Source organism: bacterium, from assembly GCA_026129405.1.
GTDB lineage: Bacteria > Desulfobacterota > Binatia > DP-6 > DP-6 > JAHCID01.
In genome coordinates this window covers 165,869-182,230 of the sequence record JAHCID010000001.1, presented here as the reverse complement: position 1 = coordinate 182,230, position 16,362 = coordinate 165,869, and the positions used below count along the sequence as shown (strand labels likewise).

18 protein-coding genes are annotated in these 16,362 nt (G+C 72.1%); 10 read left to right on the top strand and 8 right to left on the bottom strand.

The features are described from left to right. The 3 genes from KIT14_00900 to KIT14_00890 are packed head-to-tail and all read left to right on the top strand — an operon-like array spanning window position 1 to window position 2,665. Window positions 1–1,167: a lipid-transfer protein gene (locus tag KIT14_00900; GenBank protein MCW5889086.1), complete on the top strand. Its 1,167-nt coding sequence runs from the start codon at window positions 1–3 to the stop codon at window positions 1,165–1,167. A gap of 5 nt (window positions 1,168–1,172) precedes the next feature. Further along, window positions 1,173–1,580: a Zn-ribbon domain-containing OB-fold protein gene (locus KIT14_00895; GenBank protein ID MCW5889085.1), complete on the top strand. Its 408-nt coding sequence runs from the start codon at window positions 1,173–1,175 to the stop codon at window positions 1,578–1,580. Further along, window positions 1,577–2,665, top strand: coding sequence for a hypothetical protein (locus tag KIT14_00890; GenBank protein MCW5889084.1), 1,089 nt, complete (start codon window positions 1,577–1,579; stop codon window positions 2,663–2,665). Before KIT14_00895 ends, KIT14_00890 begins: the two co-directional genes overlap by 4 nt. A 4-nt stretch (window positions 2,666–2,669) precedes the next feature. On the opposite strand, the gene KIT14_00885 is transcribed toward KIT14_00890, so the two are convergent. The 4 genes from KIT14_00885 to KIT14_00870 all read right to left on the bottom strand — a co-directional run bounded on the left by KIT14_00885 (window position 2,670) and on the right by KIT14_00870 (window position 4,915). Continuing rightward, entirely contained in the window at window positions 2,670–3,539 is an 870-nt protein-coding gene (locus tag KIT14_00885; GenBank protein ID MCW5889083.1) for an IS1 family transposase, read from the bottom strand. A gap of 219 nt (window positions 3,540–3,758) precedes the next feature. Then, entirely contained in the window at window positions 3,759–4,268 is a 510-nt protein-coding gene (locus tag KIT14_00880; GenBank protein MCW5889082.1) for a winged helix-turn-helix domain-containing protein, read from the bottom strand. Window positions 4,269–4,370: 102 nt separating this feature from the next. After that, on the bottom strand, window positions 4,371–4,631 hold the full coding sequence (locus KIT14_00875; GenBank protein MCW5889081.1) for a histone H1: 261 nt from the start codon (window positions 4,629–4,631) through the stop codon (window positions 4,371–4,373). Continuing rightward, window positions 4,628–4,915, bottom strand: coding sequence for a hypothetical protein (locus KIT14_00870; protein ID MCW5889080.1), 288 nt, complete (start codon window positions 4,913–4,915; stop codon window positions 4,628–4,630). The genes KIT14_00875 and KIT14_00870 overlap by 4 nt, the downstream gene beginning before the upstream one ends. Before the next feature lie 90 nt (window positions 4,916–5,005). Here KIT14_00870 and KIT14_00865 point away from each other — a divergent pair, with 90 nt between their 5' ends. Both KIT14_00865 and KIT14_00860 read left to right on the top strand, forming a co-directional pair. Continuing rightward, window positions 5,006–5,284, top strand: coding sequence for a hypothetical protein (locus tag KIT14_00865; protein MCW5889079.1), 279 nt, complete (start codon window positions 5,006–5,008; stop codon window positions 5,282–5,284). Window positions 5,285–5,374: 90 nt separating this feature from the next. Next, window positions 5,375–6,187 (top strand): sugar phosphate isomerase/epimerase, encoded by an 813-nt coding sequence (locus tag KIT14_00860; protein ID MCW5889078.1) that lies wholly within the window; start codon window positions 5,375–5,377, stop codon window positions 6,185–6,187. A gap of 15 nt (window positions 6,188–6,202) precedes the next feature. On the opposite strand, the gene KIT14_00855 is transcribed toward KIT14_00860, so the two are convergent. From KIT14_00855 to KIT14_00845, 3 genes are all read right to left on the bottom strand, one after another. Further along, window positions 6,203–6,595, bottom strand: a complete 393-nt coding sequence (locus KIT14_00855) for a hypothetical protein (GenBank protein MCW5889077.1) — start codon at window positions 6,593–6,595, stop codon at window positions 6,203–6,205. A gap of 61 nt (window positions 6,596–6,656) precedes the next feature. Next, window positions 6,657–7,736, bottom strand: coding sequence for a dienelactone hydrolase family protein (locus KIT14_00850; protein MCW5889076.1), 1,080 nt, complete (start codon window positions 7,734–7,736; stop codon window positions 6,657–6,659). Window positions 7,737–7,769: 33 nt separating this feature from the next. Beyond that, a complete protein-coding gene (locus KIT14_00845; protein ID MCW5889075.1) occupies window positions 7,770–9,338 on the bottom strand; it encodes an MFS transporter in 1,569 nt (522 codons plus the stop codon). A 119-nt stretch (window positions 9,339–9,457) separates the two neighbouring features. Between KIT14_00845 and KIT14_00840 the strand changes: the two genes are divergently transcribed. Both KIT14_00840 and KIT14_00835 read left to right on the top strand, forming a co-directional pair. Continuing rightward, entirely contained in the window at window positions 9,458–10,627 is a 1,170-nt protein-coding gene (locus tag KIT14_00840; GenBank protein ID MCW5889074.1) for an amidohydrolase, read from the top strand. A 130-nt stretch (window positions 10,628–10,757) separates the two neighbouring features. Further along, window positions 10,758–11,777, top strand: coding sequence for a hypothetical protein (locus KIT14_00835; protein ID MCW5889073.1), 1,020 nt, complete (start codon window positions 10,758–10,760; stop codon window positions 11,775–11,777). A 74-nt stretch (window positions 11,778–11,851) separates the two neighbouring features. Here the strand turns inward: KIT14_00835 and KIT14_00830 are convergent, their stop codons facing one another. Beyond that, window positions 11,852–12,232, bottom strand: coding sequence for a VOC family protein (locus KIT14_00830; GenBank protein ID MCW5889072.1), 381 nt, complete (start codon window positions 12,230–12,232; stop codon window positions 11,852–11,854). A gap of 131 nt (window positions 12,233–12,363) precedes the next feature. On the opposite strand from KIT14_00830, the gene KIT14_00825 reads away from it, so the two are divergent. Genes KIT14_00825 through KIT14_00815 form a run of 3 tightly spaced genes read left to right on the top strand, consistent with a single transcriptional unit; the run spans window position 12,364 to window position 16,361 of the window. Then, window positions 12,364–13,026, top strand: a complete 663-nt coding sequence (locus tag KIT14_00825) for an NUDIX hydrolase (GenBank protein ID MCW5889071.1) — start codon at window positions 12,364–12,366, stop codon at window positions 13,024–13,026. Window positions 13,027–13,085: 59 nt separating this feature from the next. Further along, window positions 13,086–14,588, top strand: coding sequence for an AAA family ATPase (locus tag KIT14_00820; GenBank protein ID MCW5889070.1), 1,503 nt, complete (start codon window positions 13,086–13,088; stop codon window positions 14,586–14,588). Between the two features lie 48 nt (window positions 14,589–14,636). Next, window positions 14,637–16,361 carry a hypothetical protein gene (locus KIT14_00815; GenBank protein ID MCW5889069.1) on the top strand — a complete coding sequence of 575 codons (1,725 nt, stop codon included), beginning with the start codon at window positions 14,637–14,639 and terminating at the stop codon, window positions 16,359–16,361. The last annotated feature ends 1 nt before the right edge of the window (window position 16,362 follow it).

Sequence of the window (16,362 nt, the reverse complement as noted above, 5' to 3'; positions counted from 1 at the left end):
GTGGCGCCGCCCGCGGCGATCGTCGGCATCGGCCAGACGCGCTTCGCGAAGCACCTCGGGATCAGCGAGGCGCAGGTCGCGGCCGAGGCGATCCACGCGGCGCTCGCCGATGCGGGCCTCGCGCCGCGCGACGTCGACGGCCTCTGCCTCTTCGACATCGAGTCGAACACGGTGGGCGACGTCGCGGCCATGCTCGGCCTCGGCGACGTGCGCTTCTTCTCGACCCACAGCCACGGCGGCGGCTCGTACTGCGCCGTCGTGCGCAGCGCGGCGACGGCGCTCGCGGCGGGGCACGCGTCGGTCGTGGTCGCGTTCCGCGCCCGCAACCGCGGGCGCCGGTCGTCGTTCGGCAAGGGCTACACCGAGGGCGGCCGGCCGTGGGAGAAGATCGCGCCGCGCATCGCCGGCTTCTACCAGTGGCAGGTGCCGTTCGGGCTCGTGTCGCCGGTGCAGGAGATGGCGCTGATCGCGCGCCGGCACATGCTCGATCACGGCACGACCGAGGACCACCTCGGCGAGGTCGCGGTCGCGATGCGCCATCACGCGACCCGCAACCCGAACGCCCTCATGCGCGAGCCCATGACGCTCGCCGACCACCGCGCCTCGCGCTTCGTCGCCGAGCCGCTGCGCCTCCTCGACTGCTGCCTCGAGACCGACGGCGGCTGCGCGATCGTGCTGGCCTCGCGCGAGCGGGCGCGCGACACCGCCCGGCGTCCCGTCTGGATCCTCGGCAGCGCGCAGACGAACGGCCCGGCGCACCATCACCCGCACGACTGGTTCGCGTACGAGCGCCGGCGCTGGGTGACGGAGGCCGCCGCGCGGCTGTGGGGCGAGGCCGGCGTGCGCCCGTCGGACGTCGACGCGGCGATGTTCTACGACCACTTCACGCCCATGGTGCTGCTGGCGCTCGAGGACTGGGGCTTCTGCGGTCACGGCGAGAGCGGCGGCTTCGTCGCCGGCGGCGGCATCCGCTGGCCCGACGGCCGGCTGCCGGTGAACACGCACGGCGGCCAGCTCTCCGAGGCGTTCATCCACGGCTTCAACAACTGGACCGAGGCGGTGCGCCAGCTGCGCGGCACCAGCACGGCGCAGGTGCCGGACGCCGAGCTCGTGCTCGTCGCCGCGGCGTCGAGCGACCCGTACGGCGCGGTCCTCCTGGCGCGGTGACTACGATGGCCGACGTGCTCCCTCCGCTTCCCCAGCCCAATCCCGACACGCAGGAGTTCTGGGACGGCTGCCGTCGCCACGAGCTGCGCCTCCAGCGCTGCGACGACTGCGGCACCGCGCGCTTCTCGCCGCGGCCCGCCTGCCCGCGCTGCGCCTCGCTGCGTCACACGTGGTTCACCGCCGCGGGGCGCGGCACGGTCTACTCGTGGACGATCGTGCACGCGCCGACGCTGCCCGCGTTCGCGGCGCGCGTGCCCTACGCGATGGCCCTCGTCGAGCTGGAGGAGGGGCCGTTCCTGGTCGGCCAGCTGCGCGACTGCGAGCCGGCGAAGATCCGCGCCGGGCTGCGTGTCGCGGTGCGGTTCGAGGACGTCGCCGAGGACGTCGCGCTGCCGCACTGGCGTCCGGCGTGACGGCGGCCATCGCCGGCGTCGGCCAGACGCGCTTCGCGCGCCGCGGTCGGGTGACCGAGGCGGCGCTCGCCGCGCAGGCGATCGCGCGCGCGCTCGCCGACGCCCGCCTGCGCCCGGCTGACGTCGACGGCGTGGTGCGCTTCGACCGCGAGGCGATGTGGGAGTTCGATCTGCCCGGCGTTCTCGGCATGCCGAACCTCGACTGGTACGCGGCGGTGCCCTACGGGCCGGGGAGCGCGCCGGCGCTGGTGCGCCTGGCGGCGATGGCCGTCGAGCAGGGGCTCGCGCGCACCGTCGTCGCCTACCATGCGCGCCACGGCGCGGAGCGGGCGGCGGCGGCCGTACCGGCCCTGCTGCCCGGCGTCGAGCAGATGCAGATGCCGTTCGGGCTGGTCACGCCGGCGCAGGCGGCGGCCCTCGTGCTGCGGCGGCGGGGGATCGACGCGGGCGTCGTCGCCGCCGCGACCCGCGCGGCCCACGCCGCGGCGGCGAAGAACCCGCGGGCCATCGTCCGGCGCGCGCTCGACGCCCGCACGTACGCCGCCAGCCCGTTCGTCGCCGAGCCGCTGCGGCGCGCGGACTGCGCCGAGCCGGCGGTGGGCGGCTGCGCTTTCGTGGTGACCCGGCTGGAGGCGGCGGGCGGGCGTCACGCCCCGGTGCGCGTGCTCGCGACCATGCAGGCGGCGGTGCCGTCGGCGACGCGGTTCGCCGGCGAGTGGGTGCGCGCCGACGCGCCGGCGGCGATCGCGCGCGCGGCGAAGGCGATGTACCGCGCGGCGGGCCTGCGGGCCGCGGCGGTCGACGTCGCGTGCCTGCACGACGATCCCGCGGGGCTGGTCGCGCTCGGGCTCGTCGCCTATGGCCTGTGTCGGCGTCCAGCCGATGCGCGCGGCCTCGCACGGCCGCGGGTGAACCCGCACGGCGGGCAGCTCGGCGAGGCGGCCCTCGACGGCATCAACGACGTCGTCGAGGCGGTGCGCCAGCTGCGCGGGGACGCGGCGCGCCCGGTGCGCGGCGCCCGCGTCGCGTTGGTGGCGGGGTCGCTGCTCGAGCCGACGTCGGCGGCGCTGCTCGGCCGCCGGTAGTGGGTCAGTTTGAATCCGTCCCGGTCGGGCGGACCTGAGCCTCGCGCTCCTCAAGCAGCGCCACGATGTCTTTGACCGACCAGAGCCGGTCCGTGACGCCGGCCTCCATCGCAGGCGAGCACCGGATCGACTGGTGGATGCGCGCGAAGTTGTAGTGGAGGAAGTGCAGCGCGACCGAGTGCTCGTGGTTCTCGATCTTCTTGGAGAACGCATTGGTCAGGCGGGTGAAGCGACGGATGCTCATGCGCATCGTCAGGTTCTGGCGCTCGACGTAGCTCGTGCTGATGTGCGCCGGATCCGGGTTCCCCGCGATGATCTTGACGTCGGTCCCGATGCACGTCGGCGGGCTGTAGCGCGCTTCCTCGGCACGGGCCTCGCCGTAGATCTTGATGAGCATGGCGTAGTCGATCTGGTGGTTCCCGATCGCCGTGTCGACGGCATCGAGATAGGCCCGATGACCATCGGTCGTGAGCTGGATGCGCTTGCAGAGCCGGCCGGCCAGGTCGTTCATGAACTCCCAGGCGCAACCTGCGTCGCGCGTGCCGATGTGGAAGCTCGGGACGAGCTTGGTGTCGGCGCAGATCGCGGTCCACGTCCAGATGGAGCCGACGCCAGGCTTGTGGCGCATGGAGTCGGGAAGATTCTTGTCCTTCGCGTAGCAGAAGCTCCAGATCTCGTCGCACTGAATGCGCGTGCAGGGCAGGTTCCGCAGCGTGCGGTCCTGATACTCGCGAGCCGCCTCGCCCAGGTCGGCCACCAGCTTGAGCACGGTGCCCTTGGCGACGCCGGTCATGCGGCACGTCGCCCGGATGCTGTTGCCCTCCACCAGAGCCGCCACGACTTGAGCGCGGCGCTTGCCGTCCAGCCGATTCATGTTGACCCTTATGCTTGATCGATCATGCTACGTCAATCCGAAACTGCTCCCTACGAAAACCTATGTCATGGGCTGTGTCATTGGTCGTGCGTGCGCACGCACGAAGTGGATCTTGAGCCTGAGATCTGCCATCTGTTAGGCAGATCCGTGCGTCAGTGACGCAACGGGCGCAGCGCAGGGACCGCCTGGGTTTTGGACGCCCGGGCGGTCCCTACGCCGCTAATGCCGAGCGGCCCAGCCGGCGCCGGGAGTGGACTCCGACGTCGGGTTGCCACGGGAAAGCTCGGCACTACTTGAGCCACCGTTTCCGACCTGGAGCGGGAGAGTCGGCGGTCCGCCGGCCCACTCCAACAGCCCGAAAACGTTGGGCCGCTTACGCACAAACACGCGCTTCTCGTTCACAAGTCGCGCGAGGCTGCCGACGAGGGACGCCTTCTTCACGGAGCCACCGCGGTCCATGATACGCCGCATGATCTCGGTGACGTGAAGGGGGCTGCCTGCGTCCCGCAGTACGGCGATCGCAAGTCCGACCTGCGAAGTAGGCGCGAAGTGATTCTTGGCCTGCGCGCCAGTGAGGCGCTTCTCCGGGGTCAGAACAACGCGTCGAGGGGAAGGCTCAAGGCTATCGCCCTCCAGGAGGGCTTGGGCACGCTCAAGGACATCGATCTCGGCCTGCAAACGCTGAAGCGCATCCCTCTTGGCCTTAAGCACCATGCGAATGTCCTGCATCGCAGCCTCCCTAGACTGGGCTCCATTAACCACAGTAGCGACTGCGCGGCAAGCCGGTCGCGCCACTGTTCGTGGCGGATCTGGCTAGTGGCCGACCACTAGCTATTTTTCGCCGCGCTTTCGCCAGCGCGCACTTGCGGCTTTCTTGGCTATTTCACGGCGTTTCCTGGCGCTGAGGCTGGCCGCCCTGGCCTTTCCCCCCTTGAGCCCACCCAGTCGACCGAGGGCGACGGCGGCCGGGTTCTTTCCGTCGTCGCGCGGCGCGAGGTCGTCGCGGGGGGCCTCGCCGGTCGCCATGTCGACGATGAGCTTGGCGAGCTGGTTCGGGTCGCGCGGCCGGCGTGCGGGCTTCTTGGCCTTCACGGCTGCTCCCCCACGGCCGCCGGGTAGATGTGATCTGCCGGAACGCACCGGGCACCCGAGGCGGCGGCCTGCATCCGCGCCTGGAGGTCGACGTGGACCGGCATCGCATCACTCCCTTGCGCCTTCCCGAGATCGTCCATCGTTCGGACGATCGCCGCTTCGCACTCGGCGGCCGTGTCGAACGCGCCCTCCTGCTTCCATTTTGAGACGGGCACGCTCAGATCCTGCCCGTAGCTGCCGAGTCCCGGCGCCGCGCCCTCGCGCTTCTGCGGCGGCGGCGACATCAAAAGCCAGCCTGCGAGCAGCGCCGTGACCGTGCTTGACCGCTTGTGCATGGCTGAACTATGCCACGTGCTTCAAGGAGGCGGAAGCCGATGGCAGCGAAGTACATCACGACCGCGATCGAACTGAATTCCGGCGAGCAGATTAAGGTCTACGCCAGCCCCCGAATATCCGCCGCACTCAAAGAGATCATGGACGACATGCCCCTGTTCCATGGCGTGAAGCTACTCCAGGTTCTGGAAGCGGTTTACGAGCAGGGCAAGAAGGACGGCGCCGCAGGCGCCTTCGATGCCATCGAGATTGGAGTGTCGGCCGCTAGGGCAGAGGTGCCGCATCGCAACCCGGGGCGCCCGCGCAAGAAGAAGAAGTAGTAGTAGCCGTCAGACGGGGATCAAACTGACCCACTACCCGGCCGCCGGGGTGATTGACGCCTGCGTATCCGCGGACCTATCCCCCACCCGATGCCCGCCGCGATCCTCGACCGGCTGACCGTCGGCCACTACATGCTGCGGCGCTGGACGCTCGAGGAGGACGTGCGCGGGCTCGAGCGGCTCGGGTTCCGGGCCATCAGCCTCGCCAGCACGAAGCTCGACGCCTACGGCCGCGAGCGCGCGGCGGGGCTGCTGCGGGCCTCCGGGATGCGCGTCGCCCATCTCGGGTCGTACGGCAGGTTCGGCACCGAACCGGGCACGATCCGTCGCGGGGTCGACGAGGTGCGGCGGGCGTTGGCCTGGCTGCACGAGGTCGGCGGCGAGGTGCTGGTCGTGATTCCCGGCGGTCGGAACGGTGCGACCTGGGAGCGGGCGGCGGCGGCCTACGGCGACGCCTACGCGCGGCTCCTGCCCGAGGCCGCGGCCGCGAACATCCGCCTGGCCGTCGAGGTGATCCACCCGCTGCGCCAGGACCTGTCGTTCGTGAACACGCTGGCCGACGCTCGCGAGATCGCCCGCCGTGCCGGCCGCGGCGCCGGCTACGTGCTCGACGTCTGGCACTCGGGGTGGGAGCGCCGGCTGCTGGAGACGATCGCCGCGGACGCGCCGCGGCGGATCCACGCCGTGCAGCTGTCGGACTACAAGCGCGACACCATGCGCACGCTGGACCGGGCGCTGCTCGGCAAGGGCATCCTCCCGCTGCGCGAGATCGTGCAGACGCTCGAAGCCCGCGGCTACCGCGGCTGGTACGAGCTCGAGATCGTCAGCGACGACGTCGACGCGATGGGCTACGAGCCCGTGCTGCGCCAGGCGCGGCGGGCGATGGCACGGCTGGTCGCCTGAGCATGCGCGCCGCGCTCAGCTGGCGGTGACCCGGAGGGCGCGGAAGCGCCGGCCCGGCTCGGCCTCGCCCGCCACGACCACGCCGTCGGCCGCCTCGCAGCCGGGCGCGAAGCGGAGCCGGATGCGCAGGCGGTCCGTGCCGGCGCACGCCTTCCAGCTCGTGCGCACCGCGGTGACGCTGCGCGCCGGGTGGGCGACCGTCATGCGCGCCGCCGGGCAGCGCCCCGGCAGACTGGCCCGGTCACCGTCGAGGAGCAGAACCCCGCCGGGTACCGCGTCGCCTTCGACGCGGAAGCGGCCGCCGGGGCAGGGGAGGGGCGAGGAGCGGAGCGGAGGCAGGGTCCACGCTGCGAACAGTGCCGCGCCGAGTATGCATCCGGCGAGCGGCAGCACAGGCTTTCTTGCCATGATGCCCTCCTGGGTGCCGCCGAGCATGCAAGACGCTCGGCTTCCCGTCAAGGAAAAGCGATCAGGGCAGCGCGTGTTCGGTCGCGCGGACGCCCCGATCGGCCAGGAGGGCGCCGAGATCGGCGGCGAGTAGCTGCGCCGCAGCCACGTGACCGGCGAGCGTCGCGTCGAAGTGCGCCAGGCCGAGGCCGCGCACGGCGAGCTCCGCCCCCGCCGGCGGCGCCAGCTCCGCGATCGGCGGGACGCCGCCGGCCAGGCGCTCGAACAGACCCGGCGGGGGCATCGCGCGGAAGAACTCGTGCACCTGCTCGGCGCGGTCGCAGAAGTGCATGTGGTCCGTGTTCTCGAGCGCCACCAGACGGCGCGGCGCCGGCACGAGGCCGGCGAGATGCGTCGTGCTCGCGAGCGGTAGCAGCGAGTCGCGGTCGGCGACGATGAACAGCGACGGCACGGGTCGCGTCCAGTCGAAGGCGAGCTGGCCGAGCAACGGCTCGTCGGGCAGGCCGACGGGGCCGCCGGCCGGCGCCAGGGGCAGCGTCGCCGTGATGCGGCGATCACGCTCCGCGGTGGCGAGGCTGGTCCAGCCGCCGAAGCTGTGGCCGGCGATGCCGACGCGGCCGGCGTCGACGTGGCCGGCGACGTCGCCCGCCGTGCCGTCGAGGACGCGGTCGAGGAGGAAGCTCGCGTCGGCCGGGCGCAGGGGCGCGAACGCGCGCAGCTCGGCGAGCGTGTCGGGCGTCGGGCCCCCGTTGCGCTTCGCCAGCATGGCCTGGAGGACGTCGAGCACCGCGTTGCCGGTGTGGTCGCAGGCGGCGACCACGTACCCGTGGCTCGCGAGGTGGGTGCAGAGGAAGGTGCTCTGCCGGCGGTGCGAGCCGAAACCGTGCGAGAAGAGGACGACCGGGCGGCGACCGGCGCGCGGGGTGGCGTCGCGCACGGCGGCCTGGGGGATCGGCGGCAGGCCGGGCAGGAACTCGTAGGCGTCCTGGGCGGCGGGGTCGAGGTCGCGGCCGGCGTGGGCGTCGATCGCCGGGTACCAGACCTCGGCCGGCAGGGAGCGGTCGCCGCGGCGCGTGTCGGTGAGCACCGTCGAGCGCACTCCGACGGGGAAGGGGCCGCGGGCGAAGGGGTCGTACGACATCGCGGGCAACCTGGGCGGTCGCCGCGGTGCGAGTCAAGGCTGGGCGTCGGCGACCTCGGCCGTCGCGCCGTGCCGGGCCGCGGCGATCGCCGCGACGAAGAGGCCGCACGCGAGCGCCGTCACCACGATGCCGGCGAGCGTCAGCCAGTCGCCCACCTCCGCCGGCTGCGCGAGGGCCCACAGCGGCGGGCCGAGGTCGAAGCTACCGCTCGTGCGCAGCGCCTTGAGCGCCGCCAACGCCGCGACCGTCAGCGCCGTGAGCGCCGCTGCGACGACGCCCCCGAGCACCCCGCGCCAGGCGAGCCCGGCGCGCGACAGCGGCGCGCGCGCGTGCGGCGGCTCGACGGTGAACACGGGCTCGCGCACGCCCGGCGGCACGAAGCGCCACAGCAGCGCGAGGCCCGGGATGCCGGCCACCATCGTCAGCCAGAAGAACGTCCGCCAGCCGAGGGCGTCGACGAGAAAGCCGCTCACCGGTCCGGAGATCAGCCGCGGCAGGCCGAAGAGGCTCGAGAAGAGCGCGTACTGCGTCGCCGAGAAGCGCTTCTGGGTAAGGCGCAGGAGTAGGACGGAGAACGCGCCCGTGCCCATGCCGCTGGTCAGCGTTTCGAACGCGGTCGCCCCGTACATGAGCGGCCGGTTCACCGGGCTGCCGGCGATGAGCACGTAGCCGAGGTTCGAGAACAGCTGGAGCAGCCCGAATATCCAGAGCGCGTTGCCGAGGCCCATGCCCGTCGTCATGACGCCGCCGAGGAAGGTGCCGACGAGCGTCGCGCCGAGGCCGACGCTGGCGAGCGCGACCCCGCGGTCCCACTCGTCGTAGCCCATGTCGACGAGGAACGGTCGGGTGAGCGCGCCGGCGAGGTTGTCGGCCAGCTTGTAGCAGAGGACGAAGGCGAGGATCTCGAGCGCGCGGTGACGTGAGAGGAAGCCGAGGAACGGCAGCCACACCGCCTCGCGCAACGTCGCCGGCGCCGGCGGCACGTCGGCGGGCTCGGGCGCCCGCCAGGTGACGAGCAGCATCGGCAGGTAGAGCGCCGCGAGGCCGACGTTCACGAGCGGCCACGAGTACTGCCCGGCGAGCGTGATCGAGAGCCCGCCCGCGACGAACATGGCGGCGCGATAGAGCGCGGTGCGCGCGCCCACGGCGACGCCCTGCTCCTCGGGCCGCAGCACGTCGACGGCGTAGGCGTCGATGGCGATGTCCTGGGTCGCGGCCGAGAAGGCGATCGCGAGCGCCAGCGCGCCGACGATCCACGGCGCGTCGGGATGCCCGCCGACGCCGGCGAGCGCCAGCGTGCCGGCGAGGAGGCCCACCTGCGCGACCATCGCCCAGCCGCGCCGCCGGCCCATGCCGGGGAGCTGCCAGCGGTCCATCAGCGGCGCCCAGAGGAACTTGAACGTCCACGGTGCCTGCGCGAGCGTCAGCAGGCCGACGATGCGGATGTCGACGCCGATGCCGCGCATCCAGTCGGGGATCGCGATCCACACCAGCCCGAGCGGTAGACCCGACGAGAACGAGAGGAGCGCGACCGCGGCGGTGCGCCACGAGGCGAACGCTCGCCGGATGCTGCCCCACGTCCCCACTCGCTCCGACCCCACCCGCACCGGCTCGTACCAGAGCGACCCGAGCCCACCAAACGGCCCTTCCAATCCACGCCGCGTTTCTGTTAAGCGACCAGGGTCTAACGAACGATCGTTCGCTTCCTCGGAGGACCCGCATGGAGCCCGTGAACACCGACTCGCTCATCTCCGCCGACTCGCACAACGTCGAGCCGCCCGAGCTCTGGCAGAAGTGGCTGCCCGAGCACCTGCGCTCGCAGGCCCCCCAGCTCGTGAAGGACGAGGAGGGCGGCGACGCCTGGCTGTACAACGACGGCGGCGCGCCCGCGCCCCTCGGCCTCGTCACCGTCACCCGCAGCCGCCCGCGCGAGGAGCTGCGCTGGTCGGGTGCGAAGTACGCCACGATCAACCAGGGCAACTTCGAGGGCAGCGCGCGCGTGAAGGAGATGCTCGAAGACGGCGTCGTCGCGGAGGTGATCTACTCGCCCCAGCGCACCATGCGGCACTTCATGCAGGGCACCGAGGACGAGCTGCACCTCGCCGGCGTGAAGGCCTACAACGACTGGCTCGCGAAGGACTTCTGTGCCAAGGGCGAGGGCCGCCTGATCGGCGTCGGCCAGATGCCGGCGATCGGCATCGACGCGGCCATCGCCGAGATGCGGCGCTGCAGGGAGATGGGCCTGCGCGGCGTGCTGCTGTCGGCGTGGCCGAGCGGCAACGCCAGCCTGTCCGAGGCCGACGATCCGTTCTTCGCCGAGGCCCAGAAGCTGAAGCTGCCGATCAGCCTGCACATCGGCCTCGCGTCGAAGACGAAGGCGCCGCCGAAGCCGAAGAACGCGATGGAGGAGAAGTCGCGGCGCGGCGAGGGCACCGGTGGCCGTCAGGTGTCGACGCTGTCGGGCGCGGGCCTCGACTCGATGCCGCTGCTGCTCGGCGAGATCATCCTGACGGGCGTCCACGATCGCTTCCCCGATCTCAAGTTCGTCTCCGTCGAGGCCGGCATCGGCTGGGTGCCGTACTTCCTCGAGCAGATGGACGATCGCTACGAGCGCAACCGTCACTGGGCCAAGGTGAAGCTCGATCGCAAGCCCAGCACGTACGTGAAGACGAACTGGTTCTTCACCTTCGTCATCGATCACTACGGCGTAAAGAACCGCCACGCGATCGGCGTCGACAACGTGATGTGGTCGACCGACTACCCGCACCACGGCTGCGACTGGCCGCACTCGCGCAAGACCGTCGCCGACATGTTCGAGGGCGTGCCGGCGGACGAGCGCCGGAAGATCACGCACGACAACTGCGCCGGGCTCTACGGCATCACCGTCTGACTTGCGCGGAGCGGCGGGCCGTCCGGGCCGGCCCGCCGCTCCATCCCCTGCGGCGCCCAATCGGCCTTTTCGTGGTGGACCCGGTGCCGCGCCCCGTGGTAGCGCCCCCCCTCGCCCGAGGAGGGATCGCATGTCCAAGCGCGCACTCACGCTCGTCTCGCTGCTGCCCGTGGTGGTGGCCGCACAGCTCCAGGTCGCCTCGCCGGTCTTCGCGGCGGAGGGCTGCACCCCCGCACCGTCGGCCTGCCGGCTGCCGCTCGAGGCACGGCGCTCGTCGATCCTGCTGAAGGACAAGAGCCCCGACACCGCCGACGGTCTCACCTGGAAGTGGACGCGCGGAGCCGCCACCGCGAAGGCGGACTTCGGCGATCCGCTCGCCACCACCGACTACGCGCTCTGTCTCTACGCGGGCGGCTCGCTCGTGCAGGGCTGGGCGATGCCGGCGGGCGGTACGTGCGCCGGCAAGCCGTGCTGGCGCGAGTCGGGCAAGGGCTTCTCGTACGCCGACAAGGAGCTCACGCCCGACGGCCTGCAGATGCTGAAGCTCACCGAAGGTGCGGCGGGCAAGGCGAAGATCATGCTGAAGGGGAAGGGCGCGTCCCTCGGGCTCAGCGGGCTGGCGACCCTCGCGGGCACCCTCGACGTGCAGCTCCAGCGCAGCGGCGGTGGCCCCTGCTGGGGCGCCGCGTTCACGCCTCCGTTCCAGAAGCAGGACGCGACGCAGCTGAAGGCGTCGTCCGCGGCGCCGCCCCCGACCACGACGTCGACGACCACCACGACCTCGACCACCACGACGACGATGGCGCCGTCGTGGAGCGTCATCCATGCCCAGGTGATCGGCGCCACCTGCGGCGGCTGCCACGGCGGCGCGGCCGGGCTCAATGGGCTCGGCGGCTGCAACACGGGCTATGCGGCGCTCGTGAACGTGGCCGCGACCGAGATCCCGACCATGGCCCGCGTCGCGCCCGGCAACCCGTCCGCGAGCTGGCTGATGCACAAGCTCGACGGCACGCACACCGCCTTCACGGCGTCCTGCGTGAGCGGATTCTGCGGCGCGCAGATGCCGCTCAACGGCCTGCCGCTGTCGGCCGCGGTGCGCGACGCGCTGCGCCAGTGGATCAGCGACGGCGCGGTGAACGACTGCCCGTGACGCCGGAGTGAGCGCTGGCCTCGGCCGGCCGGCGCGCTGGCGCGGGGGCTGCGGTCAGCCCCCGCGCGCGCGGCTCACATGCGGTGCAGGGCGCAGAGCTTGTTGCCGGACGGATCGCGGAGATAGGCGAGATACATCTTGCCCAGCCCGCCTTCGCGCACGCCCGGCGGGTCTTCGCAGGTCGTGCCGCCGTTCGCCACGCCGGCCGCGTGCCAGGCGTCGACGGTGGCCGGGTCGGCGACCACGAACCCGACGGTCCCGCCGTTCGCCGCCGAGGCGGGCGCGCCGTCGATCGGGATGCTGACGGCGAACGCGGCGCCGGCCGGCGACAGGTAGAAGATGCGCCGGGCGTCGTCGATGAAGCCCGGTCCGATGCCGAGCGTGCCGAGTACGGCGTCGTAGAACTTCTTCGACGCCTCGAGATCGTTGGTGCCGACCATCACGTGGCTGAACATCGCATTCCTCCTTCGCGACCGCAGTCTGGCCGCCGCTGAGCGACGGTCGTTCCTCATGCCCCCGCGGTGCCGCTCGTTCAATCGTCGCGGGGCTTGCCCACGGCCCCCGACGTGACGACACTCCGCTGGCCATGAGCGAAGCCATCCCGGCGGCCACGGTCGTCCTCGTGCGCAACGGCGCCGCGGGTCTCGAGACGCTGCTCCTCCGGCGCAACTCGAAGATCGCGTTCGGCGGCATGTGGGTGTTCCCGGGCGGCCGCATCGACCCCGCGGATCACCACGGCCACGCGCCCGCCGACGAGCTGATCACCGCCCGGCGCGCCGCGGTGCGCGAAGCCCGCGAGGAGACCGGGCTCACCATCCCCGAGGCGACGCTCGTGCCGCTGTCGCACTGGAGCCCGCCGGCGATGGCGCCGAAGCGCTTTCTCACCTGGTTCTTCATCGCCCCCGCGACGGCCGCCGCGGTGACGATCGATCGCGGCGAGATCCACGAGCACGTCTGGCTCCGTCCCGCCGACGCGCTCGCGCGCCGCAACGCGCTCGAGATCGAGTTCGCGCCGCCGACGTGGGTGACGCTCGAGTGGCTGCGCGCGCACGCCGACGTCGCCGCCAGCCTGGCCGCAGCCGCCGCGCGCGACCCGGAGCGCTTCGTGACGCGCATCGCGGCCGGTCCCGAGGGGCCGGTCGCGCTGTGGCACGGCGACGCCGCCTACGACGCCGACGCGATCGACGGCGCCGGCCCGCGCCATCGCCTGTACATGCGCGCGAGCGGCTGGGTCTACGAGCGCGGCTGACGGGGGCGCGGCCGGCCCGGGTTGACAGGACGGCCCGCGCCCCTCGGTATGGACGGTCGATGACCGCCCCCAACGAGAGCCGCGCCATGCGCGTGCTGAGAGACATCGTCGAGTCGGGACGCCCGCTCGCCTACTTCCGGACGGCCGAGGAGCATCGGATCGTCGAGCTGCTGCGCGAAACGGCGTCGACGCTGTTCTCGCCGCCGGCGCCGCTGTTCGTCTGGAGCCTCACCGAGGGGCTCCGGCGCGACGGCGAGTCGGGTCGCGGCGAGCAGCTCGGGCCGCGCGCCGTGCTCGACACCATCATCGCGTCGAGCGGACCCGGCGTCTATCTCCTCAAGGACTTCCACGAGCCCATGCGCGAGGCGGCCGACGTCCGGCGCCGGCTGCGCGACCTCTACGACGCCTGCCTCGACCGGCAGAAGCTCGTCGTGATCTCGTCGCCGGTGAAGTACATCCCCGACGAGATCGAGCGCGCCGTCGCCTACGTCGAGCTGGCGGTGCCGGACCTGGCCGAGCTGACGAGCTTCCTGCGGCGGCAGGCGGAGCAGATCACGGCGTCGGGCGGCACGGTCGACGGCAGCGACGAGACCATCACTCAGCTCGGCCGCGCGCTCCAGGGGCTCACCATGGACGACGCCCAGCACGCGGTCCGCCGCGCGCTCGCCGAACGGCGCCGGCTCGACGCCGAGTCGGTGCCGGCGCTGCTGGAGGAGAAGCGGCTGGTCGTCAACCGCAGCGGCATGGTCGAGTACGTGCCGATCCAGACCGACCTCGGCGACGTCGGCGGGCTGTCGGTGCTGAAGGACTGGCTCACGGCCCGCCGCAAGCTCTTCCAGATGCGCGATTCGCTGAGCGCCGAGATCGTGCCGAAGGGCGTCCTCATCATGGGCATCTCGGGCTGCGGCAAGAGCCTGTCCGTCAAGGCCATCGCCTCGTGCTTCGAGCTGCCGCTCTACCGCATCGACATGATCGAGGTGTTCTCCGGCCGCCACGGGACCCCGGAGGGCGCCTTCGTGCGCGCCTGTCGCATGCTCGAGTCGATGGCGCCCGCCGTGGTGTGGTTCGACGAGATCGAGGCCGGCATCACCACGCAGTCGAAGGAGAGCGACGTCGGCCGCATCTTCAGCTTCTTCCTCACCTGGATGCAGGAGAAGACGGGCGGGCTCTTCGTCGGCGCCACCGCCAACCGGATCGATCTCCTGCCCGCGGAGATGATCCGCAAGGGCCGCTTCGACGAGGTCTTCTTCGTCGACCTGCCGCTCGACGACGAGCGGCTCGAGATCTTCAAGGTGCACCTCGACCGCCGCGGCGTCGACGCCGGCGGCTTCGAGATGGAGCCGCTCAAGAAGATGACCAGGGGCTGGACCGGCGCCGAGATCGAGCAGTGCGTGGTGTCGGCGCTCACCACGGTGCACCTCGAGGGGCGGCCGCTCAAGATCGCCGATCTCTACGCCGCCACCTCGCGCGTGGTGCCGCTCTCGAAGACGATGAAGGAGCAGGTCGAGCTGATCCGCAACTGGGCGTTCGATCGCGCGGTCCGGGCGTCGCCGCGGGCGTGAGGGCGGCAAAGCTGGTCATCGTGCGGGCGGAAGCATAGCTTCGCGCGGATGCCTGCTGCCGCCGGCCCGACCCGGAGATCCGCGACGTCGACACGTCTGCGGGGGGCGGTTCTGTACGCCCTCTATCTCGCGGTCTTCGTGGTCGGCGTCGCCTGGGTCGCGTACCTGCGCTACGTCCACGCGATCCGGCCGGCGCACTTCGAGGGCAACGTCGCCATCCCCGGCATCGACGCGGCGCTGTCCTCGCAGCTCGGCGCGATCCCTGCGCCGGACGAGCGCGCCCGCGCCTTCGGCAACTTCCCGCGGGAGAAGGCGCCGGGGCGGATCCGCATCGGGTGCTTCGGCGACTCCTTCACCTGGGGCTCCGAGGTGGCGGACGGCAACGACTACCCTGCGGTCCTGCAGCGGCTCGCCGACGAATCGGGCCGCAGCGACATCGAGGTGCTGAACTTCGGCAGCCCGGCCTTCGGGCTCCATCAGGCGGCGCTCCTGTGGGACCGCGTCGGCCGCGACTACGCCCTCGACCGCGTGGTCCTGCTCGGCTGGGCCCGGATGTGGACGGGCCGCGACAGCACGTTCCACTACTGGTCGCCGCCGGCGAAGAAGCTCGGCTTCCACGCCCGCTACGTCCTCGCCGGCGACGGCCTCGCGCTCGCCGAGGTCGTCGGCCTCACCGAGGAGGAGCGCTTCGACGCCTACATGCGCTTCGTGCCGCGGCTGCGCTATCTGCGCTGGGATCGACGTTCCCCGGCGTTCCTGGAGGCCTGGGTGCCGCCGTCGCGCACGCTGCCGAACCCGTTCTACTACCGGGACGACGTCACCCAGGAGATCCACGAGACGTATCGGCGCCTGCTCGGGTGGATCGGGCGCGAGGGGCCGAACGCCATGCTGATCGACATCGACGGCCTGCTGGCGTCGCTGGCCGACTCCTGTGCGGGGCCGTGCCTGCCGGTCGTGCGCCTGCCGCCGGATCTCGTGTTCCCCTACCGTATGCCCAACGAGCACTTCAGCCCGCTCGGAAACCTGCTCGTGGCGACGACCGTGCTGCACTCGCTCGATCCGGCCGCCTTCCCGTCGCAGGGCGTGATCCGCATCGGCCGGGAGCCCGTCGCGCCCGATCCGGCGCAGCCGGTCATCGCCTTGCGCGACGCGGTCGAGATCGACGTCGCGCTGAACGATCGCATCGTGGCCGGCCTGTACGCGCGTCCCAAGCAGCTGCTCGTGGAGCGCGTGAAACGCGTCGATCGTCTCCCGCCCGAGGTCCGGCGCCTCTTGGCCGTGGTCGGCAGCGACCAGACGCTGCTCGATGCGCCGCTCCTCCCGCTGCCGTCCGACGCCGGCGTTCCCGCGCTCGCGCTCGAGGCGGACGGGACGACCGTGGCGCTCGACGTCGAGGTGACGCCGGTCGGCCCCCCCGAGGTCGGGATCCTGCGGGCCCATCTGTGCGACGCCGCCGGCTTCCGTCGCGCCCTCGGCGTCGACGCGGGCGCCGCCTGCAAGGTGGTGGGGCGGATGCGGGAGCTGCCCTCGGGGCGGCGCACGCAGGTGCGCGTCGACGGCAAGCCGGCGATCGCGGTGGTCGTGAACGCGTTCGGCGCCGTGACCATGGCGCTCCTCGACGACGCGCACTACGCCGTCCTCCCCGACGGCGACCGCCGCCCCGGCGATCCCGGACCGGGCGGCGTCGTCGACCTGCGGATCGCCGACGGGGCGGGACGCCGCAGCCGGGTGCACGTAGCTCCGTTTACGCGGGTGCCGTGGACGGCGCGCTGAG

Coding starts and splice junctions, on each gene's coding strand:
- KIT14_00895 (MCW5889085.1), top strand. CDS start 1,173: ATGGCCGACGTGCTCCCTCCGCTTCCCCAGCCCAATCCCGACACGCAG.
- KIT14_00885 (MCW5889083.1), bottom strand. CDS start 3,539: ATGAATCGGCTGGACGGCAAGCGCCGCGCTCAAGTCGTGGCGGCTCTG.
- KIT14_00880 (MCW5889082.1), bottom strand. CDS start 4,268: ATGCAGGACATTCGCATGGTGCTTAAGGCCAAGAGGGATGCGCTTCAG.
- KIT14_00870 (MCW5889080.1), bottom strand. CDS start 4,915: ATGTCGCCGCCGCCGCAGAAGCGCGAGGGCGCGGCGCCGGGACTCGGC.
- KIT14_00865 (MCW5889079.1), top strand. CDS start 5,006: ATGGCAGCGAAGTACATCACGACCGCGATCGAACTGAATTCCGGCGAG.
- KIT14_00860 (MCW5889078.1), top strand. CDS start 5,375: ATGCCCGCCGCGATCCTCGACCGGCTGACCGTCGGCCACTACATGCTG.
- KIT14_00855 (MCW5889077.1), bottom strand. CDS start 6,595: ATGGCAAGAAAGCCTGTGCTGCCGCTCGCCGGATGCATACTCGGCGCG.
- KIT14_00850 (MCW5889076.1), bottom strand. CDS start 7,736: ATGTCGTACGACCCCTTCGCCCGCGGCCCCTTCCCCGTCGGAGTGCGC.
- KIT14_00840 (MCW5889074.1), top strand. CDS start 9,458: ATGGAGCCCGTGAACACCGACTCGCTCATCTCCGCCGACTCGCACAAC.
- KIT14_00835 (MCW5889073.1), top strand. CDS start 10,758: ATGTCCAAGCGCGCACTCACGCTCGTCTCGCTGCTGCCCGTGGTGGTG.
- KIT14_00830 (MCW5889072.1), bottom strand. CDS start 12,232: ATGTTCAGCCACGTGATGGTCGGCACCAACGATCTCGAGGCGTCGAAG.
- KIT14_00825 (MCW5889071.1), top strand. CDS start 12,364: ATGAGCGAAGCCATCCCGGCGGCCACGGTCGTCCTCGTGCGCAACGGC.
- KIT14_00820 (MCW5889070.1), top strand. CDS start 13,086: ATGACCGCCCCCAACGAGAGCCGCGCCATGCGCGTGCTGAGAGACATC.
- KIT14_00815 (MCW5889069.1), top strand. CDS start 14,637: ATGCCTGCTGCCGCCGGCCCGACCCGGAGATCCGCGACGTCGACACGT.